Source organism: Mycobacterium kansasii ATCC 12478, assembly GCF_000157895.3.
Taxonomy (GTDB): domain Bacteria; phylum Actinomycetota; class Actinomycetes; order Mycobacteriales; family Mycobacteriaceae; genus Mycobacterium; species Mycobacterium kansasii.
On sequence record NC_022663.1, the window covers coordinates 5,470,107 to 5,495,772 of the forward strand.

The following is a 25,666-nucleotide window of genomic DNA, read 5'->3' on the forward strand; positions in this document are numbered from 1 at the left end:
TGGCCTTCGAAGGGTGGATCGCGTGTCCGGTCTATCCGTCGAGACGCCGAGTCGAGCGTGCGTCGACGGCTTCGAGTGCGAGCACCTGGCGGCCAAGCGGCCCTCGGGGCCGCCCTGAGCTCACAGTCAAAACCGCCACCGCACACTAATGGGTCCGGTCGCCCGGCTGGGTCTGATTGCCGGGCTCCTCCGCGGTCCGCGCCGGCCCGCATCGTCGCCCGGCTAGGTCTGATGGCCGGGCTCCTCACCGGGCCGCGCCGGCCCGCATCGTCGCCCGGCTAGGCTTGCCGCCTGTGATCACCCGGATGTCCCAGCTGTTCCTTCGCACACTGCGTGACGACCCCGCCGACGCCGAAGTGCCCAGCCACAAACTGCTGATCAGAGCCGGATACGTTCGGCCCATCGCGCCGGGACTCTACAGCTGGCTGCCGCTGGGGCTGCGGGTACTGCGCAACATCGAGCGGGTGGTCCGCGAAGAGATGAACGCCATCGGCGGGCAAGAGATCTTGTTTCCCGCGCTGCTGCCACGAGCGCCCTACGAGACCACGAATCGGTGGACCGAATACGGCGACAGCGTTTTCCGGCTGCAGGACCGCCGCGGTAATGACTACTTGCTCGGGCCGACACACGAGGAGCTGTTCACCCTGACGGTGAAGGGCGAATACAACTCCTACAAAGACTTTCCGCTGGTCCTGTATCAAATCCAGAACAAGTACCGCGACGAAGCCCGCCCGCGCGCCGGCATCCTGCGGGTCCGGGAGTTTGTGATGAAGGACTCCTACTCCTTCGACATCGACAGCGCCGGCCTGAAGGCCGCCTACCACGCACACCGGGAGGCCTACCAGCGCATCTTCGAACGTTTGAGGGTGCGCTACGTCATCGTCTCGGCGGTCTCGGGCGCCATGGGCGGCAGCGCATCCGAAGAGTTCCTGGCCGAAAGCCCGGTCGGTGAGGACACGTTCGTACGGTGCCCGGAGTCCGGTTATGCCGCCAACGTCGAAGCCGTCATCACCGCGCGCCCGGAGACCCGACCGATCGATGGACAACCCGAAGCGGTGGTCCACGACACCGGCGACACCCCGACCATCGCCACGCTGGTCGAATGGGCCAACCAGGCCGACCTGGGCCGCACGGTGACCGCCGCCGACACCCTGAAGAACGTCCTGGTCAAAGTCCGCCAACCCGGCAAGGACTGGGAGTTGCTGGCCATTGGAGTGCCCGGCGACCGCGAGGTCGACGACAAGAGGTTGAGCGCGGCCCTGGAACCGGCCGAATACGCCTTGCTCGACGACAACGACTTCGCCAGATACCCGTTCCTGGTCAAGGGTTACATCGGCCCAAAGGCATTGCACGCCAACAATATTCGCTATCTGGTCGACCCGCGCGTGGTCGACGGCAGCAGCTGGATCACCGGGGCGGACGAACCAGGCCGGCATGTCGTCGGCCTGGTTGCGGGTCGTGATTTCACCGCCGACGGCACCATCGAGGCTGCCGAGGTGCGCGAAGGCGATCCCTCTCCGGACGGTGCCGGCTCACTCGTCATGGCGCGTGGTATCGAGATCGGCCACATCTTCCAGCTCGGCCAGAAATACACCGACGCCTTCAGCGCCGACGTGCTCGGCGAAGACGGCAAGCCGGTACGGCTGACCATGGGCTCCTATGGCATCGGGGTGTCGAGGCTGGTCGCGGTCGTCGCCGAACAACATCACGACGAGCTGGGCTTGCGCTGGCCGCCGGCGATCGCGCCGTTCGATGTTCACCTGGTGATCGCCAACAAGGACGCGGAGGCGCGCACCGGAGCCGTCGCGCTGGCCACCGAACTGAATCAGCAAGGGGTCGAGGTGCTGCTCGACGACCGTCAAGCCTCGCCCGGCGTCAAGTTCAAAGATGCCGAACTGCTGGGGATGCCCTGGATCGTCGTCGTGGGACGCGGCTGGGCGGACGGTGTGGTCGAGTTGCGCGACCGATTCAGCGGTCAGACCCGTGAGCTGGCTGCCGGCGCCTCGTTGGCTACCGATATCGCGGCAGTCATCAGCGGTTAGCTATTCGTTGCCGCCCGGGAACGAGGCGGTGATCGGCCAGGCTCCCAGCACCTTGTTCCACCGGGCGGCCATCACCGCGCTCTGGGTCAACGCCGTCGACGCGAACGCCCGGTCATCGGCTGTCTCGGCATGCTCGACAACGGCACGCCACGCCGTCGCGCCGTCGTTCTCCATCCGCGCGGCCAGCCGAGCCGCATCGGCTGCGCTGCCCACGTCATTGGGCAACTGGTAGCCCGGGGCGGCCGCCGGCGCGGTGACCTTGCGGGCGGCCAGCATCGCGATGACGTCGTCGCGACGTTGGCGATGCTGGTTCAACGCCTCCACCACCAAGTCGTTGACGCTGGGCGGCGACAGCGCCGACACGATGCCATACCCATAGATGGTCGCGTGCTCGACGGCGAGGGCGTCGCTCAGCGCCGCGGTGTCGGCATCTTTGCCGGCGGGCGACCGCTTGGGGCTGGCCCCGAAGCTGGGTTCGGACGAGGTCATATGGAGGGGCCGCCGGGCATCAGGGCCACCGTGTAGGACGCCGTACACGAAGCGGCGATGGAGGCGAGCAGACCGGCGCGGTAGCCCGATACCGTGGCAACCAGGCGACTGGCATCCTCGGCCGACTTGCGCAGCGAATCCACCACGTCGGACACCGGCGGTGGCGGGGGCGGGGGTTCGGTGTCCGTGGGGCTGGGGCTGGCGCTCGAGCTACTCGTTTCGCTGGTGGCGGATACCAGCTTGCCCGCAGCTCGGGCGATCTCGGTGGCCAGGGCCCGGGCATGCGCGCCGCGTTGACTGGCCACCACCGTCAGCGCGGCAGCGATCTGCGGCGGATTGCCGATTGCCGCCGCGGCGGCTGACGCCAGCGCGCTGTCGCGTCGGGCCTGCTCCAAGGGCGCCAGGAGCTCATCGACCGCGGGCGGTTTGGGGGTGGACTCGCCGCAGGCGGACACGACCACTCCGAGTGCAGCGAGAGCGGCACCGCCGGCGAGCACACCCCGCCTGTTGACGACGGGTACTGCTCTGGGCACAGCAACATCCTGCCATCACCAACGAGCCCGGCACGACAAGGGAGGACCAAGGTCCGGGGAGGTGAAACCTCAACGACCTGATCACGGCGGTATCGGCGATTCCTGGCGTATCGTTGGTAGCTGGTTCCCTGTGGATCGCCGACGATTGGGCGCCGGCGGGCCGGGGGAAGCACCCTGGCGGCGAAATCCGCCAGATGACCGGACAACTCAAGATGAGGAGCTCGCCGTGACCACCGGGCTACCTTCGCAGACGCAGGTGATCGAGTTACTCGGTGGGGCATTCGCGTGCGCCGGCTACGAGATCGAAGACGTGGTCATCGACACCCGCGCCCACCCACCGCGAATCACGGTGGTCGCCGACGGCGACACCGCACTCGACCTGGACACCATCGCCGCCCTGTCGCGCTCCGCTTCGGCTTTGCTGGACGGCCTGGACGCCATCCGCGACAAGTACGTCCTCGAAGTCAGCTCGCCGGGTGTCGAACGCCCGCTGACCAGCGAAAAGCACTTTCGCCGCGCCCGCGGTCGCAAGATCGAACTCACGTTGGCCGACGGATCGCGGCTGACCGGCCGGGTCGGCGAGCTGACCGGTGACACCCTGGCGCTGGTGATCCGCCAGGGCCGGAACTGGGCGGTGCGCCAGATTCCACTGGCGCAGGTCCTGAAAGCTGTTGTCCAAGTGGAGTTTTCACCGCCGGCCCGAGCCGAGCTCGAATTGGCGACGGCGGCTGGGGCCACTGGTACGGAGGCCGAATCATGAACATCGACATGGCCGCGCTGCATGCGATTGAGGTCGACCGGGGTATCTCGGTCAACGAATTGCTCGAAACCATCAAGTCCGCGCTGCTCAGCGCCTACCGGCACACCCAGGGTCACCAGACCGACGCTCGCATCGAGATCGACCGTAAGAGCGGCGTCGTCCGGGTGATCGCCCGCGAGCTGGACGACGAGGGAAACCTCATCAGCGAATGGGATGACACCCCGGAGGGTTTCGGCCGCATCGCGGCGACGACAGCTCGTCAGGTGATGTTGCAGCGATTCCGCGACGCCGAGAACGAGCGCACATACGGCGAGTTCTCGACCCGGGAGGGCGAGATTGTCGCGGGTGTGATTCAACGCGACAGCAGGGCCAACGCCCGCGGTCTGGTGGTCGTCCGGATGGGAAGCGAGACCAAGGCCTCCGAGGGTGTGATCCCCGCCGCCGAACAGGTCCCCGGCGAAAGTTACGAACATGGCAACCGCCTGCGTTGTTACGTGGTTGGCGTGAGTCGTGGTGCCCGCGAGCCGCTGATCACGTTGTCGCGCACTCACCCCAACCTGGTGCGCAAGCTGTTCTCGTTGGAAGTTCCCGAGATTGCCGACGGGTCGGTGGAGATCGTTGCGGTGGCCCGCGAGGCCGGCCATCGGTCCAAGATCGCGGTGCGCTCGAACGTCCCGGGTCTCAATGCCAAGGGTGCCTGCATCGGGCCGATGGGCCAGCGGGTGCGCAACGTGATGAGCGAACTGTCCGGCGAGAAGATCGACATCATCGACTACGACGAGGATCCCGCGCGCTTCGTGGCCAACGCGTTGTCGCCCGCGAAGGTGGTCTCGGTGTCGGTGATCGACCAGAATGCCCGGGCCGCCCGCGTGGTGGTGCCCGACTTCCAGTTGTCGCTGGCCATCGGTAAGGAGGGGCAGAACGCGCGGCTGGCCGCTCGGCTCACCGGATGGCGCATCGACATCCGCGGCGATTCACCGGCGCACCCGGCGGGTCAGCCTGAGCAGGGTGCCAGCCGCGGAATGGCACACGACCGCTAGCGGTCGGCGTCGGAACCATAACGCCATCCCCGGGTGGTTCTGGCGGCCGGTTCGGTGACGCTAGACTTAGCCGTGATCCAGCGCGAGCCTTCGGTGGCGGCGCACAGATGCTCCGACAGTCCCAGCGGACCGGTGCGGACGTGCGTCGGGTGCCGGAAGCGAGAGTTGGCCGTCGAACTGCTTCGAGTGGTGGCTGAGTCGACCGGGAACGGCAACTACGCCGTGATCGTTGACCCAAGCAGAAGACTGCAGGGGCGGGGTGCATGGCTGCATCCCGAACCGCGGTGCCTACAACAAGCAATTCGGCGGAGGGCTTTCACTAGAGCGCTGCGCATCACCGGTTCACCGGATACATCAGCGGTGGTCGAACACATCAGTGGGTTTTCCACTGAGCAACAGAACAGGCAGCAACGAACATGAGCACACCGTGAAGTCCCGATGACAATGTGTCATAGCTAAACCCGAGGCGCGGCCTACGACTGTCGTCGCCTCATAGACAGGAGATGTAGTGGCAGGTAAGGCCCGCGTACACGAGTTGGCCAAGGAACTCGGTGTTACCAGCAAGGAAGTGCTCGCCCGACTGAGTGAACAGGGCGAATTCGTCAAATCCGCATCGTCGACAGTAGAGGCGCCCGTCGCCCGCCGGCTGCGTGAATCGTTCGGTGGCGCCAAACCGGCCCCCGAACAGGCCCCAGCCAAGGGCCCGGAGAAAGGCCCCGATCGAGCTGCCGCCAAGGCCACAGCGGCCGCGCCCGGCACGGATGGTGGCAAAGCCGCAGACCAGTCCCTTGACCAAGCCCTCGACAAGGCGATTGCCAAGGCGGCCGGCAACGGAGCACCGACGGCCGTCGCACCCGACAGGGCCGCCGACTCGGGCAAGACGGCAACTTCGCCCACCCGAGCCACCCCCCGCCCGTCGGCCGCCACCGCGACTCCCGCGCCTCCGAAGGCGCCGCAACCCGGACAACCGACGACGTCGCTACCGGGCCAACCGCCCAGCCCCCCGGCACCCCACCCCGGCATGGCTCCCGGCGCGCGTCCCGGACCGGCGCCCAAGCCCGGCGTCCGGACCCCGCGCGTCGGCAACAACCCGTTCTCCTCGGCGCAACCGGCCGAACGGCCCATTCCGCGTCCGCCGGCTCCGCGCCCCGGAGCGCCGCGTCCCGGGGCGCCGCGTCCGGGTGCATCGCCCGGCAGCATGCCGCCACGTCCCGGCGGTGCGGCCGGTGGGCCACGCCCGCCGCGCACCGGCGCGCCGCGACCCGGCGGCGGTCGGCCCGGCGGCCCCGGTGGCCGTTCGGACGGCGGCGGGGGTAACTACCGCGGCGGCGGCGCTGGCGTGGGTGCCGCGCCCGGGACCGGATTCCGCGGCCGTCCCGGCGGTGGTGGCGGCGGCCCCGGCGGCGGTGGCCGTCCAGGCCAGCGCGGCGGCGCGGCGGGCGCGTTCGGCCGTCCCGGCGGCGCACCCCGGCGCGGCCGCAAGTCCAAGCGGCAGAAGCGCCAGGAATACGACTCGATGCAGGCCCCGGTTGTCGGCGGCGTGCGGTTGCCGCACGGCAACGGCGAGACGATCCGGCTGGCCCGCGGCGCGTCGCTGTCCGACTTTGCCGAGAAGATCGACGCCAACCCGGCCGCATTGGTCCAGGCGCTGTTCAACCTCGGCGAGATGGTGACCGCCACCCAGTCGGTCGGCGACGAAACGCTCGAGCTGCTGGGCAGCGAGATGAACTACAACGTCCAGGTGGTCAGCCCCGAGGACGAGGACCGCGAGCTGCTGGAATCCTTCGACCTGTCCTACGGAGAGGACACCGGAGACGAGGCCGATCTGCAGACCCGGCCGCCGGTCGTGACCGTGATGGGCCACGTCGACCACGGTAAAACTCGGCTGCTGGACACCATCCGTAAGGCCAACGTCCGTGAGGGCGAGGCCGGCGGCATCACCCAGCACATCGGCGCCTACCAGGTGGGCGTCGACCTCGACGGCAGTGAGCGGCTGATCACCTTCATCGACACCCCGGGTCACGAGGCGTTCACCGCCATGCGTGCCCGTGGTGCCAAAGCCACCGACATCGCCATTCTGGTGGTCGCGGCCGACGACGGCGTGATGCCGCAGACGGTCGAGGCCATCAACCACGCGCAGGCCGCCGACGTGCCGATCGTGGTCGCGGTCAACAAGATCGACAAGGAGGGCGCCGACCCGGCCAAGATCCGGGCCCAGCTCACCGAGTACGGCCTGGTGGCCGAGGACTTCGGCGGCGACACCATGTTCGTCGACATCTCGGCCAAGAACGGCACCAACATCGAACAGCTGTTGGAAGCGGTGCTGCTTACCGCCGACGCCGCACTGGACCTGCGCGCCAACCCCGACATGGAGGCTCAGGGTGTGGCCATCGAGGCACACCTGGACCGCGGTCGCGGGCCGGTCGCCACGGTGTTGGTGCAGCGCGGCACGCTGCGGGTCGGCGACTCGGTGGTCGCCGGCGACGCCTACGGCCGGGTCCGCCGGATGGTCGACGAACACGGCGACGACATCGAAGCGGCATTGCCGTCGCGTCCCGTCCAGGTCATCGGCTTCACCTCGGTGCCCGGGGCCGGTGACAACTTCCTGGTGGTCGACGAAGACCGCATCGCGCGCCAGATCGCCGACCGGCGCAGCGCCCGCAAGCGCAACGCCATGGCGGCGCGCAGCCGTAAGCGGATCAGCCTGGAGGACCTGGACTCGGCGCTGAAGGAAACCAGCCAGCTGAACCTGATCCTCAAGGGCGACAACGCCGGTACCGTCGAGGCGCTGGAAGAGGCCCTGATGGGTATTCAGGTGGACGACGAGGTGGCGCTGCGCGTCATCGACCGCGGCGTCGGCGGCATCACCGAGACCAACGTCAACCTGGCGTCGGCATCCGATGCGATCATCATCGGGTTCAACGTGCGCGCCGAGGGCAAAGCCACCGAGCTGGCCAACCGCGAAGGCGTCGAGATCCGCTACTACTCGGTCATCTATCAGGCGATCGATGAGATCGAGGCGGCGCTGCGCGGCATGCTCAAGCCGATCTACGAAGAGGTCGAGCTGGGTCGTGCCGAGATCCGGGCATTGTTCCGGTCCTCGAAGGTCGGCCTCATCGCCGGCTGCATGATCACCTCGGGTGTGGTGCGACGCAACGCGAAGGCCCGGTTGTTGCGGGACAACATCGTGGTCGCCGAGAACCTCTCGATCCAGTCGCTGCGCCGCGAGAAGGACGACGTGACCGAGGTTCGCGAGGGCTTCGAGTGCGGTTTGACACTGGGCTACTCCGACATCAAGGAAGGCGACGTCATCGAGTCCTACGAGCTGGTTCAAAAGGAACGCTCGTGACCGCCGCCGACGATGCAAAGTGGGCACCGCCCGCTTGCGGGGGACGGAGCGATGCGGTGGGGGTATCACCCGCGTGCGGGGGCGAGGCGGTGCAGTCGTGATGGGCCGCGCGGATGGCTGACCCGGCACGGGCACGCCGACTTGCCAAACGGATCACCACCATCGTCGCGTCGGCGATCGAGTACGAGATCAAGGATCCGGGACTTGCCGGGGTGACCATCACCGACGCCAAGGTGACCGCCGACCTGCACGACGCGACCGTGTACTACACGGTGATGGGTCCGACGCTGGACGACGAGCCGGACTACGCTGCCGCGGCCGCCGCGCTGGACCGGGCCAAGGGTGTGCTGCGCACCAAGGTCGGAGCCGGTACCGGGGTGCGATTCACGCCCACCTTGACGTTCACCCGGGACACCACGTCCGACACCGTGCATCGGATGGAGGAGTTGTTGGCGCGCGCCCGTGCCGCCGACGCTGACTTGGCGCGGGTTCGGCAGGGCGCCAAGCCAGCCGGCGATGCCGACCCGTACCGTGATGGCGGGGCTTCCGGGGAACTTAGCGATCGGATCGAGGCTGGGGACACCGGTGACCACGACCGATCGAGAGACTGAGCTGGCCGAGGTGCCGACTTGCCCGGGGGCGCGTGTCGATGCCCTCGGCGCCGTCGAGATGTTGTCGGCCGCCGCCAGTGTCGCGGTGATTGCCCACGTTCATCCCGACGCGGACGCCATCGGCGCCGGATTGGCGCTGGCGTTGGTGTTGGACAAGTGCGGGAAGCAGGTCGAGGTGAGTTTCGGGGCGCCGGCGACATTGCCGGAGTCGCTGGCGTCGTTGCCCGGGTGCCACTTGCTCGTGAACCCGGATGCGATGCGTCGCGATGTCGATTTGGCCGTGACCGTAGACGTACCGAGTGTCCGGCGGCTCGGCGGGCTGAGTGACCTGGCCGGTCCCGGCCGGGATGTGCTGGTGATCGACCATCACGCTTCCAATGATGCGTTCGGCACCGCGAACTTCATCGACCTGTCGGCAGACTCCACCACGATGATGATCGCCGACCTTCTCGACGCCTGGGGCAAGCCGATCGAGACGGACGTTGCCCAGTGCATCTATGCCGGATTGACGACGGACACAGGTTCGTTTCGGTGGGCAAGTGCGCGTGGCTATCGACTGGCGGCGCGCCTGGTCGAGATCGGCGTAGATAATGCCGCCGTCAGCCGGACCTTGATGGACACCCACCCGTTCGAATGGTTGCCGATGCTGTCGCGGGTGCTGGGTTCGGCGCAGTTGGTGCCCGGGGCGGTGGCTGGCCGGGGGTTGGTCTACGTGGTCGTCGACAACCGCGAATTTCTCCGGGCGCGTCAGGAAGAAGTGGAGAGCATTGTCGACATCGTGCGCACCACCCAGCAGGCCGAAGTTGCGGCGGTGTTGAAGGAGGTCGAACCACGACAGTGGTCGGTGTCGATGCGGGCCAAGCGCGATATGGACCTGACGCCCGTCGCCGCGCGGTTCGGCGGCGGCGGCCACCGGTTGGCGGCCGGCTATTCGACGAGCGGCTCGATCGACGATGTTGTGGCGTCGCTGCTCGCTGCTCTGGGCTAAAGGTCGTTGAGCGGCGCCGGACGGTCTCGTGTTCCTGGCCGAAGGATCGCGGCGCTGGCCCTACCCGCGCTGGGTGTGCTGGCCGCCGAGCCGTTGTACCTGCTCTTCGATACCGCCGTGGTGGGCCGGCTGGGCGCACTGTCGCTGGCGGGGCTTGCGATCGGCAGCCTGGTGCTCGGCTTGGTTGGTTCGCAGGCGACCTTTCTGTCGTATGGCACGACCGCGCGCTCGGCGCGCCACTTCGGTGCCGGCGATCGGGCCGCGGCGGTAGTCGAGGGCGTGCAGGCGACCTGGCTGGCGGCGGGTTTGGGCGTGGCGACCATTGTGGTGGTGGAAGCCGCGGCGGTGCCGCTGGTGTCGGCGATCGCGGGCAGTAGCGCGATCACGGAGGCGGCGCTGCCGTGGCTGCGGATCGCGATCCTGGGGGTGCCGGCGATTCTGGTTTCGCTCGCCGGCAACGGCTGGATGCGTGGGGTGCAGGACACCATGCGGCCGCTGCGCTATGTGGTTGCGGGTTTCGGGCTGTCGGCATTGCTGTGCCCGCTGCTGGTCTACGGCTGGCTGGGCATGCCGCGGCTGGGGTTGTCCGGTTCCGCGGTGGCCAATCTGGTTGGTCAGTGGCTGGCGGCGCTGCTGTTCGGGGGTGCGTTGCTGGCCGAGCGGGTGCTGCTGCGGGTCGATTGGCCGGTGCTGCGCGCACAACTGGTCATGGCGCGTGACCTGATCGTGCGTGGTCTGGCTTTCCAGGCGTGTTTCGTCTCGGCTGCGGCGGTGGCCGCGAGGTTCGGCGCCGCCGCGCTGGCGGCACACCAGGTGGTACTGCAATTGTGGGGTTTCCTTGCCCTGGTTCTCGATTCGCTGGCCATCGCGGCGCAGGCACTGGTCGGCGCTGCCCTGGGTGCCGGTGATGTGTCGCATGCGAAGTCGGTGGCCTGGCGGGTGACGGTGTTTTCGTTGCTGGCGGCGGGCGTGCTCGCCGCCGCGTTAGGGGTAGGGGCCCCGCTGCTGCCCTCGCTGTTCACCCATGACCGATCGGTGCTTGCCGCGATCGCGGTGCCGTGGTGGTTCCTGGTGGCCCAATTACCCTTCGCCGGAATTGTTTTCGCGCTTGACGGGGTGTTGCTGGGGGCGGGTGACGCTGCCTTCATGCGCACCGCCACCGTCGTCAGCGCACTGATCGGCTTTCTGCCGCTGACCTGGTTGTCGTTGGTGTACGGCTGGGGGCTGGCGGGCATCTGGTCGGGCCTGGCCACGTTCGTCGCGCTGCGGCTGCTCTTCGTCGGATGGCGGACGATCAGCGGCCGGTGGGCACTGACGGGGGCGGCCTGACGCGCCGAAATTGCCGTCATGGCTATCGTCGGGTTCCCGCGCGGCGATCTCGACGTCGACCGGCCGATACACTGCGCCGGTGACCCCCCTCCTCCCCGACGCGCGCCGAGCGCGGCACCGGCCGTGGCGGGATTACGCGCTGTTCGTCGTCCTGGTCGGCCCCAATGTGGGGCTGCTGCTGCTCTTCATCTACCGCCCACTGGCCGACAACATCAGGTTGTCGTTCTTCGACTGGAATGTCTCCGACCCCAAAGCCGACTATGTCGGGTTCTCCAACTACGCCGAGTGGTTCGCCCGCGACGACACCCGGCAGATCGTGCTCAACACGGCAGTGTTCACCACCGCCGCGGTGGTGGGCTCGATGGTGCTGGGGCTGGTGCTGGCCATGCTGCTCGATCAACCGTTGCGGGCCCGAAATCTGGTGCGCTCGATGGTATTCGCGCCCTTCGTGATCTCGGGGGCGGCCGTCGGCCTGGCGGCCCAGTTCGTCTTCGATCCGCACTTCGGTCTGGTACAGGACCTGTTGGCGCGCATCGGAGTCAACGTGCCCAACTTTTACCAGGATGCGCACTGGGCGATGTTCATGGTGACCGTCACCTATGTCTGGAAGAACCTCGGATACACCTTCGTCATCTATCTGGCGGCGTTGCAAGGGGTGCGCCGAGATCTATTGGAGGCGGCCGAAATCGATGGCGCCAGCCGGTGGACCACGTTTCGCCGGGTGCTGTTGCCCCAGCTGCGTCCCACCACCTTCTTTTTGTCGATCACCGTGCTGATCAACTCGTTGCAGGTGTTCGACGTGATCAACGTCATGACCCGTGGCGGCCCGCAGGGCACCGGCACCACAACGATGGTCTACCAGGTGTATCTGGAGACGTTCCGCAACTTTCGGGCCGGTTACGGCGCCACCGTCGCCACCATCATGTTCCTGGTTCTGCTGGCCATCACCTATTACCAGGTGCGAGTCATGGATCGGGGGCAGCGGCAGTGACGTCAGCAGGCCGTCGCGCGACCGCGCGCTTGCTCGGTTATGCTGCGATGTCGCTGGTCGTCGTATTGATCGCCGGGCCGCTGGTGTTCGTGTTTTTCACCTCATTCAAGGACCAGCCTGACATCTATTCGCAGCCCACGACCTGGTGGCCGCCGCGCTGGCATCCGCAGAATTACCGAACGGCGACCGAGCAGATTCCGTTCTGGACCTTCCTGCGCAACTCGGTCGTCATCACGTCGGCGCTGGCGGTGGTGAAGTTCATGCTCGGCGTGCTCAGCGCGTTCGGCTTGGTGTTCGTGCGGTTTCCGGGCAAGAATGTGGTGTTCCTGGTGATTATCGCCGCGCTGATGGTGCCCAACCAGATCACGGTGATTTCCAACTATGCGCTGATCTCACAACTGGGTATGCGCAACACTTTTCCCGGCATCATCTTGCCGCTGGCCGGTGTCGCTTTCGGAACATTCCTGATGCGCAACCACTTTCTGTCGCTGCCCCCCGAGATCATCGAAGCGGCCAGAATGGATGGGGCGCGCTGGTGGCAACTTCTCATGCGGGTGGTGTTGCCGATGTCGGGGCCCACCATGGTGGCCTTCGGCATCATTACTGTGGTCAATGAATGGAATGAGTACCTGTGGCCGTTCCTGATGTCTGACGACGAATCGGTGGCGCCCCTGCCGGTGGGGCTGACGTTCCTCCAACAGGCCGAGGGCATCACCAACTGGGGTCCGGTGATGGCGGTGACCCTGCTGGCGATGTTGCCGATCTTGCTGATTTTCATTGTCCTGCAACGCCAAATGATCAAGGGTCTGACGTCAGGTGCGGTCAAGGGTTAGGGTGCCATGAATCCGGTAAGCCGCCGACGGTTCCTCGCGCTGGCAAGTGCCGCTGCCGCGGGAGCGACGGCCGGGTGTGCGGGGATGGGCGGCAGTGGCGGGGTGAAATCGGGCTCCGGTCCAATCACCTTCTGGTCCTGTCATCCCGGCACATCCACCGCGGTGGAGAGGGAGTTGATCAATCGCTTTCAGCGCCGCTTTCCGGACTTGCCGGTCAAGCTGATCGACGCCGGCAAGGACTACGAGGAAGTCGTGCAGAAGTTCAACGCGGCGCTGATCGGAACCGATGTGCCCGACGTCGTGTTGTTGGACGACATCTGGTGGTTCCATTTCGCCCTCAGTGGTGTCATCACCCCGCTGGAAGACCTGTTCGACGAAGTCGGGTTGGACACAAGCGATTACGTCGACTCACTGTTGGCCGACTACGAGTTCAACGGCCGACACTATGCCTTGCCGTATGCCCGCTCGACACCGCTGTTCTATTACAACAAGGCGGTATGGGACCGTGTCGGCCTGCCGGACCGCGGGCCGCAAACCTGGCAAGAATTCGACGAGTGGGGTCCCCAGCTGCAGCGCGCCGTCACCGCTGGCAACTGGGCACACGGCTGGGCCAACGACACGCTCATCTCCTGGACGTTCCAGGGGCCGAACTGGACATTCGGCGGCGCCTACTCTGACGAGTGGACGCTGAAGTTCACCGACCCGGCCACCATCGCGGCCGGCAACTATTACCGGGATTCTATCCATCGCAAGGGGTATGCGGCGATCGCCAACGATATCAACAACGAGTTCGCCACCGGCATCGTGGCCTCGGCCCTGGCATCGACCGGCGCCTTAGTCGGCATCACCGCAGCTGCCCGCTTCAATTTCGGAGTGTCGCCACTGCCCACCGGCCCGGGTGGAGCGCCCGGCTGCCCGACCGGCGGGGCAGGGCTGGCGATTCCCACCAAGCTATCCCACGAACGAAAAGTCAACGCGCTCAAGTTCATCGCATTCATCACCAATGCGGCCAACACCGCGTATTTCAGTCAGCGCACCGGCTATCTGCCCGTCCGAAAGTCCGCCGTCGACGACACGAGCGAGCAGCAATACCTGGCGGCAAACCCCCGCGCGCGAGTGGCGCTGGACCAGCTTCCACACACCCGCCCGCAAGATTACGCGCGCGTTTTCCTGCCCGGCGGTAACCGCATCATCTCGACCGGCCTGGAATCCATTGGGCTGAAAGGAGCCGACGTCACGTCAACCTTCGCCGACATCAACCGGCAACTGAAAATCATCCTCGACCGGCAAATCAAGCGAAAGCTACCCGGTCATGGCTGACATTCGGTATTCCGCAGTGACCCATCGCTATCCCGGCGCCGACGTGCCAGCCGTCGTCAACCTGGACCTCGATATTGCCGACGGCGAATTTCTGGTCCTCGTCGGCCCTTCCGGTTGCGGCAAGTCCACGGTCCTTCGGCTCCTGGCCGGGCTGGAATCGGTCGAAAGCGGCCAGATCACTATCGGTGGTGTGGACGTGACGCATCTGCCGCCACGGGAACGCGACGTAGCGATGGTCTTCCAGAACTATGCGCTGTACCCGAACATGACCGTGGCTGCCAACATGGGGTTTGCCCTGCGAAACGGCGGGATGTCGCGCGCAGCCACTCGGCAGCGAGTGCTCGAGGTCGCAGACATGCTGGAATTGACTGAGCTGCTTGATCGTAAGCCGTCGAAGCTCTCCGGTGGGCAGCGTCAACGGGTGGCGATGGGACGGGCGATCGTGCGCCGGCCGCGGGTGTTCTGCATGGACGAACCGCTGTCGAATCTGGATGCCAAATTGCGGGTAAGCACCAGGTCGCAGATCTCCGGGCTGCAGCGTCAGCTGGGCACCACCACCGTCTACGTCACCCATGACCAGGTGGAGGCGATGACCATGGGTGATCGGGTTGCCGTGCTCAAAGACGGTGTGCTGCAACAGGTCGACGGCCCGCGCACGCTGTATGACGACCCGGTCAACACGTTCGTGGCAACGTTCATCGGGGCCCCGGCAATGAACCTCATCGAGGCCACCGTGAACAATGGTGCCCTGGCATCGCCGGAGCTGACGATTCCGGTTCCACGCGGGGCGGTCGGGCAGGTGCTGGTCGGCATCCGGCCGGAGTCCTGGGATGTAGTGCCGGCCGGGACTGCGGGATCGTTGAGTGTTCGGGCCGAGTTGGTGGAGGAGTTGGGGTTCGAATCCTTTGTGTATGCAAGCCCTCTCGAGCAGGCGGGCTGGGCGTTACGTGCGCCGCGGATCGTGGTCCGCACCGACCGCCACACCGCGGTCGGGGTAGACGACACGCTGGGGATTCTGCCGCACCCGGAAGAGGTGTGCTTCTTCGACAGCCGGACCGGGACCCGTATCCGCTGAGGATCGACTGCCTTACCGACGTCAGGTGGTCCTCATTGGGCCCGTTTCCAGAGGCGAATACGTTGTGCCCCTTGCGGTATTCCCTTCTTGAACGCCGGCTGGTAGCCACGACACTGCAACCACGCACACGACACGCCGATGGCGGTCGTAGTGGTTTCAGTCTCGATGAACGAGAACCCCGGTGGTACCCCCACATGACTGGGCAACGGTGGTTCCGAAGCCGAAACCGCAATTCAACCGATCGCGGTCCCAGCGGAACCCCCGATACGAGCCGATTCGGCTCCTAGCGCACCTGGGAGCGTCCGCGTTGCAGCACGGCCTCCCGATTTGCGGCGATGTCGTCACCGCTGGTGCGAAATTGCCTGGCGGCCATGGCTTCCAGCCACAGTCCGGCACTGGTGTGGGAGTCGTCGATGCGGTGGTAGGACGCCAGCAGTGCGCGCACCGCGTTCTGGTTGTTGCCGACGATGGACGCCGCGACGCGGCGGGCGGTGGGCAGCAGTTCGTCGTGCGGCACGACCTCGGTAACCAGGCCGGCCCGCAGCGCGTCGGCGGCGGAGAGGTAGTCGCCGGTGAGGCTCATCCGGCGGGCCATACCCACACCAACCTTCTGCGGCAGCCGCACACTGAGCCCCCAGGTCGGCAGCAGACCCACCCGGGCATGGGTGTCGGCGAAGCGGGCGTGCTCCGAGGCGATCAGGATGTCGCAGTACAGCGCCAGTTCGAGTCCGCCGGTCACCGCAGCTCCGTTGATGGCGCCGATCACCGGCTTGGCCATGGCCGGCCAGCGCGGTGAGATGTCCGGCAATGCCGATTGGCCGCCCAGCTCCTTGAGGTCCAGTCCCGCGCAGAACACCGGATCGGCACCCGTGAGGACGATGACGTCGACGTCCTCGTCGGCGTCGGCTTCGGACAGAGCCCCGAAGAAGCGATCCCGCAGTGCCGCCGATAGCGCATTGCGGGACTGGGGGCGGTTAAGGGTCAAGGTGCGGATCCGCTCGTCGGTGTGGATCAGCAGGATGTCGTCGGTCATAAGGCAACCGTAGCCAGTGGCGGACGCTGCCGACGGGCTGTACCGCCGCACCCGTGAATGGCCGGGAATGGCTGGGCAATGTACGTCCGATGAACAATTGTCAACCGGCTTGGACGTTCGGTCCGAAGGCAGCTACGCTTCGCTTCAACTGATTAACAAGTGCAAGTAACAACTGTTGTGTACGCAACAGTGTGACTTTGCTCACTGTGTGGGATGGGCGGTGGACCAAGCGCCAACACCGATGCCGCCACGTCCTCACTAAGGAGACGACGCGAATGGATTATGGCGGCTTACCACCGGAAGTCAACTCTGCGCGAATGTATACCGGCCCGGGGTCGATGTCGATGACAGCTGCGGCATCGGCTTGGAGCGCGCTGGCAGCCGAATTGGATTCCGCGGCAGCCGGTTATGAAACGCTGGTCGACCAGCTGGCCGGGGAAGGGTGGTTGGGCCCGGCATCGACGGCGATGGCCGCCGCCGTCGCTCCCTATGTTGTCTGGATGCGGGCCACCGCCGCGCAAGCCGAGCAGACGGCCATGCAGGCGAGAGCCGCGGCGGCCGCCTACGAGAACGCCGTTGCCGCGATGGTGCCACCGCCGGCGATCCTGGCCAACCGTCTGCAGTTGGCCGAGTTGATGCAGTCGAACGTCTACGGTCAGAACACCTCGGCGATCGCGGCTTTGGAAGCCCAGTACGGCCAGATGTGGGCTCAGGACGCCACCGCCATGTACGAGTACGCCGCCGCTACCGGGTCCGCCACGACCCTGACCCCGTTCAACCAGCCGCCGCACATCGTCAACCCCGCCGGCGCATCCGGCCAAACCGCTGCGGTCACTCACGCCGCTGCCACCTCGGCCGGCGCCAGCCAGTCAGCCCTTGCCCGTCTCATTTCGGGGATTCCCACCATGTTGCAAGGGCTCGCCACGCCGGTTGCTTCGGCGGTGTCGAGTTCACCGCTGGCGTGGCTGTGGCAGATCCTGTTCGGAACGTCCACATTTCCCACGTCGATTGCGGCGTTGCTGACCGACTTACAGCCATACGCCAGCTTCCTCTACAACACCGAGGGCTTGCCCTATTTCAGCATCGGCATGGCGAACAACTTTGTTCAGTCGAGCAAGACTTTGGGGTTGCTCGGCGGCACGGCCGCCGCAGCCGCCGGCGGCGCCGCGCAGGGCGGTTTAGCGGGTTTGGGGAGCCTGGTGGGCGGCGGCGGGCCGGTGTCGGCCGGTTTGGGCCATGCCGGGTCGATCGGCCGGTTGTCGGTGCCGCCCTCGTGGGCGCAGGCCCTGCCGGACGTCGAGTCCATCCCGGCACGGATGCCGGTCGAGACGTTCAAATTCGCGCCCGACGCTGCGGGTTCCGGAAACCTGTTGGGCGGCATGCCGCTTGGGGGGCCGATGGGGCACGGCGCGACCGGTTCCGGTCCGCGATACGGTGTCCGCCCCACCGTCATGGCGCGTCCGCCGTTCGCCGGATAACAACCGATGGCTACCGATACAGCACCGAGCGGCCGAAAACCTGGCCCGCGGGTCAACGCCGGCGCCGTGGCGATTCTGCGGCTGCGGGTCTTGCCCGCGGGTGACGATCCGCAGTCACGGAGACGCCGATGATGTGCGGCGACTACGGGGCGCTGCCCCCGGAGATCAATTCCGCGCGGATGTATGCCGGTCCAGGTTCAGGATCCATGCTGGCAGCAGCCGCGGCTTGGGATGCGCTGGCAGGCGAGCTGGGCGCGATGGCGTCGGGCTACTCGTCGGTGATCTCCGAGTTGACCGACGCGGCATGGATCGGTCCGGCGGCGGCTTCGATGATGGCCGCTGCCGCCCCGTATGTGACATGGCTCAGCGCCACCGCAATCCAGGCGGAACACACCGCCAGCCAGGCCCGGGTGGCCGCCGCCGCCTACGAAACGGCCTTCGCGATGACGGTGCCCCCGCCAGCGGTTACCGCCAACCGCGTCTTGCTGATGACGCTCGTCGCCACGAACTTCTTCGGGCAGAACACCCCGGCGATCGCGGCCACCGAATCCGAATACGCCGAGATGTGGGCCCAAGACGCTGCCGCGATGTACGGCTATGCCGGCTCGTCGGCAACCGCCACAGTGCTGGCCCCGTTTAACCCTCCGCCGACGACAACCGACCTAACCGGATCACTTCGGCAAACAGCCGCGGTGGCGGAAGTCGCTGCGGCATCTGCGGGTACGGCAATAACGGCAAAGATTTGGGGGCTCGCCTCCACTCCGGCGATATCGCACGCGCTGGCACGACTGTCGTCCAACACGTGGTTCCCGGGATACGCGGCATTCGCACATTGGCTCGAGGCGCTGTTGCCCGAGATCACCCCCGCGGAACGGACCGCGCTGGTCCGGCTGGCCGGCTTGAGCTATTTCGGGATGGGAATGGGGCAGTTCATTGCCTCGATCGCACAGCAAACGATACCGGGGAGCCCGGGCGGGGCCGGCGATTCAGGGTCGTCGGTTCTGGACAGCTGGGGTCCGAAACTTCGGTTCGGGGCGCCGCCGGGTGCCGGCGCAGGTGGGGCGGCAGCGGTGCCCGAACAGTATTGGGAACGCCTCGACCGTCTGGCCAGACCGGTATCGGCGGTGATGGGCAAGGCCGGCTCGATCGGCTCCTTGTCGACACCGAGCAGCTGGGACGCCAGCGTTCGGGTGCTGCACGCGCCCCTGGATCAGGAGTTCGACATGATCGGCTCCCTGGCGAACGCGAAGGCGAATGCCTACCTGCAGGGCATGCCGATGACAGCGGCCGGCAAGCACGCCGCGGCTGACCAGCGATACGGATTCCGGTATCGAGTGATGCAGCGCTCACCGTCTGCTGGGTAGCGCGGATACCGCGCCCTATCGTTGAGACATGTGCCGGAACATCACCGAACTGCGCGGCCTGGAACCCCCGGCCACGGCGGCCGAGATCGCGGCCGCCGCCCGTCAGTATGTGCGCAAGGTCAGCGGCATCACCCGCCCGTCAGCGGCCAATGCCGAAGTGTTCGAAGCCGCGGTTGCGGAAGTGGCGGCGACGACGACGCGGTTGCTGGCCGCGCTGCCAGGGCGGCGTCAGCCACCCAAGAGTCTGCCGCCGCTGCGCCGGCCCGAAGTGTTGGCCCGCGTGGCGAGATCCCAGTGACGCCTGCGCTGAAGGAATGGAGTGCGGCCGTGCACGCGCTGCTGGACGGCCGGCAAACCGTGCTGTTGCGCAAGGGCGGCATCGGGGAGAAGCGGTTCGAGGTGGCGGCCGGAGAGTTCTTGTTGTTCCCGACGGTCGCGCACAGCCACGCGCAGCGGGTTCGTCCCGAGCATCGCGACTTGTTGCCGGCCGCGGCCGCCGACAGCACCGACGAGCGACTGGTGGTGCGGGCTGCGGCGAAAGTCGTTGCAGCACTTCAGGTTAACCGGCCAGAGGGGCTGGACGACATTCAGGATCTGCATATCTGGACCGCCGCGTCGATCCGCGCGGACCGGCTCGACTTCCGGCCCAAGCACAAGCTGGCCGTCCTGGTGGTGTCCGCGATCCCGCTCACCGAGCCCGTGCAGGTCACCCGCATCCCCGAGTACGCCGGTTGCACCAGCTGGGTTCAGCTGCCGATTGCGGCGAGTCTGGCGACGCCGGTGCATGACGACGCGGCGCTAGCCGAGGTCGCCGCCAGGGTTCGCGACGCGGTCGGCTGACGGGCCGGTGGGAAGCAGCAGCCGGGAATTGCCGAAATGCACCGAGTGGGTGGCGGGCTTGGTCTGCTGGCCGGTTAGTGCCGGTTCTCCGGTGCCCAGGTTGGCTGCGTAGCGCGGAAACCAACTACCGGCGATCAGGACGCGGATACGGGAGCCGGCTTTGAACCGGTGGGCGACGGCGTCGAGTTCGATGCGGACCGTCTCCGGCGCGTCCCCGAGCCGACGGTAGCCGTCGCTGACATTGCGTGATCGGCCCTTGGTGTCGACCTCGCTGACCCGGACGAACACGTCGACGTTGGGGTTGTCCGAGGAGTGCGTCAGTTCGACGACGGGGTTTCCGTAGATGTACAGATCGCGCGTAAGTGAAGCGCCGGTCAAGCACAGCACGTCGTTGCGCCGCGCGAGCCGGCTGTCGTTGCGGTAGCCGCCCTTCGACAGCAGCGGTCCGCCCGTGATGGGGGTCGGGTCGGTGGGATCGAAGCGGAAAGTCGCCGGTGGCGCGCCGGCCGGCGGCGCCGTCTCGTCGAGGCGGCCGTTCGGCTGCAGGTACAGCACCCGTTCGGTGGTGGCCGGCGGCCACTGGGGCAGGGAGCGCCAGCCGTGGCGGTTCACGAAGACCCGGACGGCAGCCGCGCGGCGCGGGGCGGGCGCGTTGCCAACGTGGGCGTCCAGCCAGTCCAACGACTCCCGAGCGCAGGTGGCCAGCCCTTTACTCATTGTCTGGGTATGGGTCCACGGACCGACTGTCAGCGCCACCTCTACGCCTCGGTCGCGCAGCTGCTGATACTGGTGCAGCGTCTGGTCCAGGAAGATGTCCTGCCAGCCGGTCAGCAGCAGGACCGGAACCTCAACGCGGTCCAACGCGGCGGGATAACGCCGTGATTCCCAGAAGGGGTGATCGTGGTCGGCGTTTTGTACCCAGGATTCGAACCAGGGTGCGCCCTCGCCGAGCAGTGTCCGGGCCGCCGAGTTCATCGGCATCCCAGAGATGGCACGTTTCACCTTGCGCGGCGCCCGTAGCTGGCGGATCGCGCCTCGCAGCGGCCCCGATTCTTCTTGACGCGAAACCAGATAACTCCAGCCCAAGAAGTCGTTGACGGCAAACGATCCGGTGCCCCACACCGAGGCCCGGAAATCGTGTGGCCCCACGGTGATGACGGCCGCGGCCAGCTCCGGCGGCGGATCGTGCAGCAGCGCCCACTGAGTGAAACCCAAGTATGAGAGGCCGACGGTTCCGAACCGGCCGGTGAACCACGGTTGGCGCCGCAACCACTCGACGGTGTCGGCACCGTCGGCCGCTTCGTTGGCCATCGGTTCGAATTCGCCGGCCGACCCGAAAGTTCCGCGCACGCTTTGCAACACCACGTGATAGCCGCGCGCGGCATAGAGCCCGGCGAACACCAAAGAAAACGGGAAGCCCCGCCCGTAGGGGCCGCGGACCAGCAGGGTACCGACGGGTTCGGACGTAGCGGGCGCGTAGTGGTCGGCGACCAGGTGAATCCCGTCGCGCATCGGGACGTGCACCCGGCTCACGGTGTAGCGCGTGGTCGCGCGGGGCAGACGCAGCAGCGCGCCAACCGCTCCCGGGACGGCGCGGCCGGCTCGCCTGCTCGGGCCGCGCTGCTCGGACCGTGGCGAGGTGGCGCTCACTGTGCGCGGCCTAGAACTTGTAATACGGAGCCAGATCGTTGGCCCGTTGCAGGTTGGTGGAGGGGCAGTCGACGTCGGGCTCGGAGTAGACCGTCGAGTAGAACAGCGACTGCTGGATCACCCCATAGCTCGTTTTGAACGTCACCATGCACGAGGAGTACCAGAAGCTGTTGTGGTAGGTCGGCTTGAGCACCCAATACTGCGCGGCGCGGTGGCCGGCGATGGTGGTCTCGATGGCGTCCGCCGGCAGAGTCTGGGCGTAGCTGCGCCAGGTGATGGGCTCGACGGCCAGCTGATAGTTGCCCGCGTCGTAGTGGCACCGCAACCCCTCCTCGGCTTCCGGCGGTGTGTAGGCGAGGCCGAGGCGCTGGACTGCGTCGAAGGGAATGTCGTTGCACGGGTCGAACGGGCTCGGATCGGTGGTCGCCACGATGGGGCTCTTCATGGTGGTCGACATCGGTTCTGCAGTTGACCGCAACTCGACACTGCCGTCGGCCGGCGACGCCGAGGCGCCATGCCAGCCCACGGTCCCCGCTACGGCAGCTGTGACCAGCGCACCGAGCGCTCCGGCCAGACGCACCTTGGCGAACACGACACCCCCTGCCTTTGGCGGTCCCTTTGCCGGGAGTGTACAAGTCGCCTCCGCGCCGTCACAGAGGTTCGCTGAGTTGTGCACCCATGAGGCGCTTGGCATGCTGGGGTCTCCACATGGCATCAGGAGGTTGGGATGTTTCAGCTCAGCCCGGAGGAGTGGATGTCCTCGGCGGTGCACGTGACCGGTCAGGGTGAGGGGTTGGCGACCGCGCATTTGACGTCCGACTATCGGCTTCAGTCGGCGCAGGTGGGCTGGCAAGGCGCCTCGGCGACGGCGTTCGATGCCAAACTGGGCGACTGGTTGGAGGTGTCCAGGGCGCTGCTGACCCGGGTCGGTGACCACGCACGCGGCCTGCACGAGGCCGCTGTCCGGCACGCGGCGGCGGAGGAGGAAAGGGCACATGCGTTAGCGCGGGTCGGCGCTTCTGCCGTCGGTACGACGCGTCAGGTGTGATCGGTGTCCTTGACGGTGGCCGATATCGATCGGTGGAACGCGCAAGCGGTCCGGGAGGTGTTTCACGCCGCCAAGTCCCGAGCCGAGGTGACGTTGGAGGTGTCCCGTCAGTTGGCGACGTTGTCGATATTTGCGAGCTCCGGCGGCAAGACCGCTGAGGCGGCGGCACACCAAAACGAGGGGCTTCGCCGCGATCTCGACGCCCACGGTTACGAGGCGTTGGCCGTTGCCCGCGCGGCTGACAGGGCCGCGGACGGCATTGTGAAGGTTCAATCGGACCTGGCCGCACTACGCAAAGCCGCCGCGGCCGCCGAGCTGACGGTCGACGCGCTCAGCAACAAGGTGGTGCCGGTCCCCGGACTGCGGTATACCGAGGCCGAGTGGGCGCGGATGCTGGCCAAGCAAGCGGAGCTGCAGGCCGAGCTCGATGTGATCGTTGCCGAGGCCAACGCCGTCGACGAGCAATTGGCCTCAGCGGTCAACATGGCTGACGGAGATGCGCCCATCCCGGCGGAGTCCGGTCCGCCGGTCGGTCCCGAAGGCCTGACACCGACACAGCTTGCCAGCGACGCCAACGAGGAGCGGCTGCGCGAGGAGCGCGCCAAGCTGCAAGCCCGTATCGGACAGTTGCAGGGACGATACGACGACCTTGCGGCACAGGCTGCCAGAGATTACAACAACGGCATCCTGAACAGCGACGCGTTGGGCCAGCTTGCCGCCCTTGATGGTCAGCTCAGTGCCGCCAAGGGTCGGCTGGCCGACCTTGACGCCGTCGATCAGGCGCTGCGCAATGCCCCGGAGACTTACCTCGCCCAACTCCGGATTCCCGACGACCCGCACCAGCAGGTGCTGGCGGCCGTGGCCGTCGGCAATCCGGATACCGCGGCCAACGTGTCGGTGACCGTGCCTGGGGTGGGTTCCACAACTCGAGGTACTTTGCCCGGGATGGTGACCGAGGCCCGCAACTTGCAGAGAGAAGAAATTCGGCAACTCAATGCCGCCGGCAAGCCCGCGTCAGTTGCCACGATCGCTTGGATGGGCTACACGCCGCCGCCCAACCCGCTCGACACCGGGAGCGCGGGCGATTTGTGGCAGACCATGACCGACGAGCAGGCACGAGCCGGCGCTGCGGACTTATCAAAGTATCTGCAGCAGGTCCGAGCAAACAACCCCAATGGCCACCTGACGGTGTTGGGACACTCCTACGGGTCGCTAACCGCGTCGCTGGCCTTGCAGGACCTCAACGCCCACGGTTCCCACCCGGTTAACGATGTGGTGTTCTACGGCTCGCCCGGCCTGGAACTGTACAGCCCGGCGCAGCTCGGGCTCGACCACGGGCAGGCCTACGTCATGCAGGCTCCGCACGACCTCATCACAGATCTCGTGGCCCCGGTGGCACCACTGCACGGCTGGGGTCCGGACCCCTACCTGACCCCCGGGTTGACCGAACTCTCGTCACAGGCCGGCTTCGATCGGAGCGGCATTTGGCGTGACGGGGTGTATGCCCATGGCGACTATCCTCGCGTCTTCCAAGACGCCGCTGGCCAGCCGCAGCTGCGGATGTCCGGCTACAACTTCGCGGCGATCGCCGCCGGGCTGCCCGGCAACAAGGTGGAGGCGCCGTTGCTTCCGCCGGTTCTGGGCGGTGGCATGCCCGGCGCGCCGGGCCCGGTACCGGAAGGGGGGCACTGATGCGGTGGCCGATGGCGTGGCTGCTGACCGTGGTCTGTGTGATGGTGCTGGGCTGCGGTCGCAGCGGTCATGGGACCGGTAGTGGAGAGGAGGGGCCGTTGAGCCCGGAGAAGGTCGCCGAACTTGAGAACGCATTGCGCGCCAAGCCGGCGCTGGAAGCAGCGAAGGACGAGTACCGGGCTGTGGCGGCCGAAATGGCAAATGCAATCACAGCATTGGTGCCCGGGTTGACATGGAGGACCGACATGGATACCTGGACGGGCTGCGGTGGCGATTATGAATGGACCAGGGCAAAAGCCGCGTATTTCATGGTGGTCTTCAGTGGACCAATCCCGGACGACAAGTGGCCGCAGGCCGTGCAGATCGTCAAAGACCGTGGTAAACAATTCGGCGCCACCAACTTCGGGGTGATGAAAAACAAGCCTGGCGATCACGATGTCTACATCGCGGGCCATGGCGGAGTCGAGTTCAAGCTATCCACTCAGAAGGCGGCGGTGCTCACCGCGCAATCGGACTGCCGCATCAGCCAAACCGATACGCCGAAACCCTCGCCCAGCGCGTAGCGGTTCGGACCGTGGCAAAAGACTAGTGACGCAGGTTCCCAACATGCGATGGCTTGTGGCCTGGCTGGCCGTGGTTTGTGTGATGGTGCTGGGCTGTGGTCGCATCGGTCATGGAACCGGTCGTGGCGAGGAGGGGCCGTTGAGCCCCGAAAAGGTGGCCGAATTGGAGAACCCGCTGCGGGCCAAGCCGCCGCTAGAGGCCGCCAAGGATCAGTACCGGGCCGCGGTGACTCAGATGGCCAATGCGATAACGGCCCTGGTGCCTGGGTTGACTTGGTCGATGGATATGGACAGCTGGAATCACTGTGGAGGCGAATATGTATGGACCGACGCCAAGATGGCGTATTTCATGGCCGGATTCAGCGGACCAATCCCGGACGACAAGTGGCCGCAGGCCGTGCAGATCGTTAAGGACGGGGCAAAACAGTTCGGCGCAACCAACTTTGGTGTCATGAAGGATAAACCGGGAGACCACGACGTGTACATTTCCGGAGCCGGCGGTATCGAATTCAAGCTCGGCACCCAGGTCGCGTCATCGCTCACCGCACAGTCGGACTGCCGCATCAGCCAAACCGATACGCCGAAACCCTCCCCCAGCGCGTAGCGGTTCGGACCGTGGCAAAAGACTAGTGACGCAG

The 25,666-nt window shown here is 66.6% G+C and carries 25 protein-coding genes; 20 read left to right on the forward strand and 5 right to left on the reverse strand.

The window, feature by feature from the left end; translation table 11 throughout:
* Nucleotides 1–293 precede the first annotated feature (293 nt).
* Nucleotides 294–2,042, forward strand: a complete 1,749-nt coding sequence (locus MKAN_RS23645) for a proline--tRNA ligase (protein WP_023372415.1) — start codon at nucleotides 294–296, stop codon at nucleotides 2,040–2,042.
* Here MKAN_RS23645 and MKAN_RS23650 read toward each other — a convergent pair whose 3' ends face one another.
* Nucleotides 2,043–2,531, reverse strand: a complete 489-nt coding sequence (locus tag MKAN_RS23650) for a ferritin-like domain-containing protein (RefSeq protein ID WP_023372416.1) — start codon at nucleotides 2,529–2,531, stop codon at nucleotides 2,043–2,045. It lies immediately after the preceding gene.
* Entirely contained in the window at nucleotides 2,528–3,064 is a 537-nt protein-coding gene (locus MKAN_RS23655) for a hypothetical protein (protein ID WP_036391352.1), read from the reverse strand. The genes MKAN_RS23650 and MKAN_RS23655 overlap by 4 nt, the downstream gene beginning before the upstream one ends.
* A gap of 226 nt (nucleotides 3,065–3,290) precedes the next feature.
* Here MKAN_RS23655 and rimP point away from each other — a divergent pair, with 226 nt between their 5' ends.
* From rimP to MKAN_RS23710, 11 genes are all read left to right on the forward strand, one after another.
* Complete coding sequence (gene rimP / locus MKAN_RS23660) at nucleotides 3,291–3,824, forward strand: ribosome maturation factor RimP (RefSeq protein ID WP_023372418.1); 534 nt, start codon at nucleotides 3,291–3,293, stop codon at nucleotides 3,822–3,824.
* Nucleotides 3,821–4,864 (forward strand): transcription termination factor NusA, encoded by a 1,044-nt coding sequence (gene nusA / locus MKAN_RS23665; protein ID WP_023372419.1) that lies wholly within the window; start codon nucleotides 3,821–3,823, stop codon nucleotides 4,862–4,864. Before rimP ends, nusA begins: the two co-directional genes overlap by 4 nt.
* Before the next feature lie 189 nt (nucleotides 4,865–5,053).
* Nucleotides 5,054–5,284: a YlxR family protein gene (locus tag MKAN_RS30000; protein ID WP_230589209.1), complete on the forward strand. Its 231-nt coding sequence runs from the start codon at nucleotides 5,054–5,056 to the stop codon at nucleotides 5,282–5,284.
* An 88-nt stretch (nucleotides 5,285–5,372) separates the two neighbouring features.
* A complete protein-coding gene (infB, locus tag MKAN_RS23675) occupies nucleotides 5,373–8,213 on the forward strand; it encodes a translation initiation factor IF-2 (protein WP_023372421.1) in 2,841 nt (946 codons plus the stop codon).
* Nucleotides 8,214–8,326: 113 nt separating this feature from the next.
* Nucleotides 8,327–8,824: a 30S ribosome-binding factor RbfA gene (gene rbfA / locus MKAN_RS23680; RefSeq protein ID WP_023372422.1), complete on the forward strand. Its 498-nt coding sequence runs from the start codon at nucleotides 8,327–8,329 to the stop codon at nucleotides 8,822–8,824.
* Nucleotides 8,799–9,812 (forward strand): DHH family phosphoesterase, encoded by a 1,014-nt coding sequence (locus MKAN_RS23685; RefSeq protein ID WP_023372423.1) that lies wholly within the window; start codon nucleotides 8,799–8,801, stop codon nucleotides 9,810–9,812. The genes rbfA and MKAN_RS23685 overlap by 26 nt, the downstream gene beginning before the upstream one ends.
* A 6-nt stretch (nucleotides 9,813–9,818) precedes the next feature.
* Nucleotides 9,819–11,141 (forward strand): MATE family efflux transporter, encoded by a 1,323-nt coding sequence (locus tag MKAN_RS23690; RefSeq protein WP_036444400.1) that lies wholly within the window; start codon nucleotides 9,819–9,821, stop codon nucleotides 11,139–11,141.
* A gap of 79 nt (nucleotides 11,142–11,220) precedes the next feature.
* Nucleotides 11,221–12,132, forward strand: coding sequence for a carbohydrate ABC transporter permease (locus tag MKAN_RS23695; protein ID WP_023372425.1), 912 nt, complete (start codon nucleotides 11,221–11,223; stop codon nucleotides 12,130–12,132).
* 47 nt (nucleotides 12,133–12,179) lie between these two features.
* A complete protein-coding gene (locus tag MKAN_RS23700) occupies nucleotides 12,180–12,965 on the forward strand; it encodes a carbohydrate ABC transporter permease (protein WP_042312924.1) in 786 nt (261 codons plus the stop codon).
* A 6-nt stretch (nucleotides 12,966–12,971) separates the two neighbouring features.
* The gene (locus MKAN_RS23705; protein WP_036391355.1) at nucleotides 12,972–14,285 is read left to right on the forward strand and encodes an ABC transporter substrate-binding protein; all 1,314 of its coding nucleotides are present in this window, start codon (nucleotides 12,972–12,974) and stop codon (nucleotides 14,283–14,285) included.
* Nucleotides 14,278–15,360: an ABC transporter ATP-binding protein gene (locus MKAN_RS23710; RefSeq protein WP_023372428.1), complete on the forward strand. Its 1,083-nt coding sequence runs from the start codon at nucleotides 14,278–14,280 to the stop codon at nucleotides 15,358–15,360. The genes MKAN_RS23705 and MKAN_RS23710 overlap by 8 nt, the downstream gene beginning before the upstream one ends.
* Before the next feature lie 283 nt (nucleotides 15,361–15,643).
* Here MKAN_RS23710 and MKAN_RS23715 read toward each other — a convergent pair whose 3' ends face one another.
* The gene (locus tag MKAN_RS23715) at nucleotides 15,644–16,393 is read right to left on the reverse strand and encodes an enoyl-CoA hydratase (RefSeq protein WP_023372429.1); all 750 of its coding nucleotides are present in this window, start codon (nucleotides 16,391–16,393) and stop codon (nucleotides 15,644–15,646) included.
* A gap of 275 nt (nucleotides 16,394–16,668) precedes the next feature.
* Between MKAN_RS23715 and MKAN_RS23720 the strand changes: the two genes are divergently transcribed.
* The 4 genes from MKAN_RS23720 (at nucleotide 16,669) to MKAN_RS23735 (ending at nucleotide 20,075) form a co-directional block, all read left to right on the forward strand.
* Nucleotides 16,669–17,871 carry a PPE family protein gene (locus MKAN_RS23720; RefSeq protein WP_023372430.1) on the forward strand — a complete coding sequence of 401 codons (1,203 nt, stop codon included), beginning with the start codon at nucleotides 16,669–16,671 and terminating at the stop codon, nucleotides 17,869–17,871.
* Nucleotides 17,872–17,999: 128 nt separating this feature from the next.
* Nucleotides 18,000–19,235 (forward strand): PPE family protein, encoded by a 1,236-nt coding sequence (locus MKAN_RS23725; RefSeq protein ID WP_023372431.1) that lies wholly within the window; start codon nucleotides 18,000–18,002, stop codon nucleotides 19,233–19,235.
* A 28-nt stretch (nucleotides 19,236–19,263) separates the two neighbouring features.
* Nucleotides 19,264–19,533: a DUF2277 family protein gene (locus MKAN_RS23730; RefSeq protein WP_023372432.1), complete on the forward strand. Its 270-nt coding sequence runs from the start codon at nucleotides 19,264–19,266 to the stop codon at nucleotides 19,531–19,533.
* Nucleotides 19,530–20,075, forward strand: a complete 546-nt coding sequence (locus MKAN_RS23735) for a DUF1802 family protein (protein ID WP_023372433.1) — start codon at nucleotides 19,530–19,532, stop codon at nucleotides 20,073–20,075. The genes MKAN_RS23730 and MKAN_RS23735 overlap by 4 nt, the downstream gene beginning before the upstream one ends.
* Here MKAN_RS23735 and MKAN_RS23740 read toward each other — a convergent pair.
* A complete protein-coding gene (locus MKAN_RS23740) occupies nucleotides 20,034–21,725 on the reverse strand; it encodes a CocE/NonD family hydrolase (protein WP_023372434.1) in 1,692 nt (563 codons plus the stop codon). The two genes, MKAN_RS23735 and MKAN_RS23740, sit on opposite strands and share 42 nt — an antisense overlap.
* A gap of 10 nt (nucleotides 21,726–21,735) precedes the next feature.
* A complete protein-coding gene (locus tag MKAN_RS23745) occupies nucleotides 21,736–22,317 on the reverse strand; it encodes a DUF3558 domain-containing protein (RefSeq protein ID WP_023372435.1) in 582 nt (193 codons plus the stop codon).
* A 135-nt stretch (nucleotides 22,318–22,452) separates the two neighbouring features.
* On the opposite strand from MKAN_RS23745, the gene MKAN_RS23750 reads away from it, so the two are divergent.
* Genes MKAN_RS23750 through MKAN_RS23765 form a run of 4 tightly spaced genes read left to right on the forward strand, consistent with a single transcriptional unit; the run spans nucleotide 22,453 to nucleotide 25,632 of the window.
* Nucleotides 22,453–22,773, forward strand: coding sequence for a hypothetical protein (locus MKAN_RS23750; protein WP_023372436.1), 321 nt, complete (start codon nucleotides 22,453–22,455; stop codon nucleotides 22,771–22,773).
* A 3-nt stretch (nucleotides 22,774–22,776) separates the two neighbouring features.
* The gene (locus MKAN_RS23755) at nucleotides 22,777–24,465 is read left to right on the forward strand and encodes an alpha/beta hydrolase family protein (protein WP_023372437.1); all 1,689 of its coding nucleotides are present in this window, start codon (nucleotides 22,777–22,779) and stop codon (nucleotides 24,463–24,465) included.
* Entirely contained in the window at nucleotides 24,465–25,028 is a 564-nt protein-coding gene (locus tag MKAN_RS23760) for an LppA family lipoprotein (RefSeq protein WP_023372438.1), read from the forward strand. The genes MKAN_RS23755 and MKAN_RS23760 overlap by 1 nt, the downstream gene beginning before the upstream one ends.
* 43 nt (nucleotides 25,029–25,071) lie before the next feature.
* Entirely contained in the window at nucleotides 25,072–25,632 is a 561-nt protein-coding gene (locus MKAN_RS23765) for an LppA family lipoprotein (protein ID WP_036392043.1), read from the forward strand.
* The last annotated feature ends 34 nt before the right edge of the window (nucleotides 25,633–25,666 follow it).

Coding starts and splice junctions, on each gene's coding strand:
- MKAN_RS23650 (WP_023372416.1), bottom strand. CDS start 2,531: ATGACCTCGTCCGAACCCAGCTTCGGGGCCAGCCCCAAGCGGTCGCCC.
- nusA (WP_023372419.1), top strand. CDS start 3,821: ATGAACATCGACATGGCCGCGCTGCATGCGATTGAGGTCGACCGGGGT.
- rbfA (WP_023372422.1), top strand. CDS start 8,327: ATGGCTGACCCGGCACGGGCACGCCGACTTGCCAAACGGATCACCACC.
- MKAN_RS23700 (WP_042312924.1), top strand. CDS start 12,180: ATGTCGCTGGTCGTCGTATTGATCGCCGGGCCGCTGGTGTTCGTGTTT.
- MKAN_RS23705 (WP_036391355.1), top strand. CDS start 12,972: ATGAATCCGGTAAGCCGCCGACGGTTCCTCGCGCTGGCAAGTGCCGCT.
- MKAN_RS23710 (WP_023372428.1), top strand. CDS start 14,278: ATGGCTGACATTCGGTATTCCGCAGTGACCCATCGCTATCCCGGCGCC.
- MKAN_RS23715 (WP_023372429.1), bottom strand. CDS start 16,393: ATGACCGACGACATCCTGCTGATCCACACCGACGAGCGGATCCGCACC.
- MKAN_RS23720 (WP_023372430.1), top strand. CDS start 16,669: ATGGATTATGGCGGCTTACCACCGGAAGTCAACTCTGCGCGAATGTAT.
- MKAN_RS23725 (WP_023372431.1), top strand. CDS start 18,000: ATGATGTGCGGCGACTACGGGGCGCTGCCCCCGGAGATCAATTCCGCG.
- MKAN_RS23730 (WP_023372432.1), top strand. CDS start 19,264: ATGTGCCGGAACATCACCGAACTGCGCGGCCTGGAACCCCCGGCCACG.
- MKAN_RS23750 (WP_023372436.1), top strand. CDS start 22,453: ATGTTTCAGCTCAGCCCGGAGGAGTGGATGTCCTCGGCGGTGCACGTG.
- MKAN_RS23760 (WP_023372438.1), top strand. CDS start 24,465: ATGCGGTGGCCGATGGCGTGGCTGCTGACCGTGGTCTGTGTGATGGTG.
- MKAN_RS23765 (WP_036392043.1), top strand. CDS start 25,072: ATGCGATGGCTTGTGGCCTGGCTGGCCGTGGTTTGTGTGATGGTGCTG.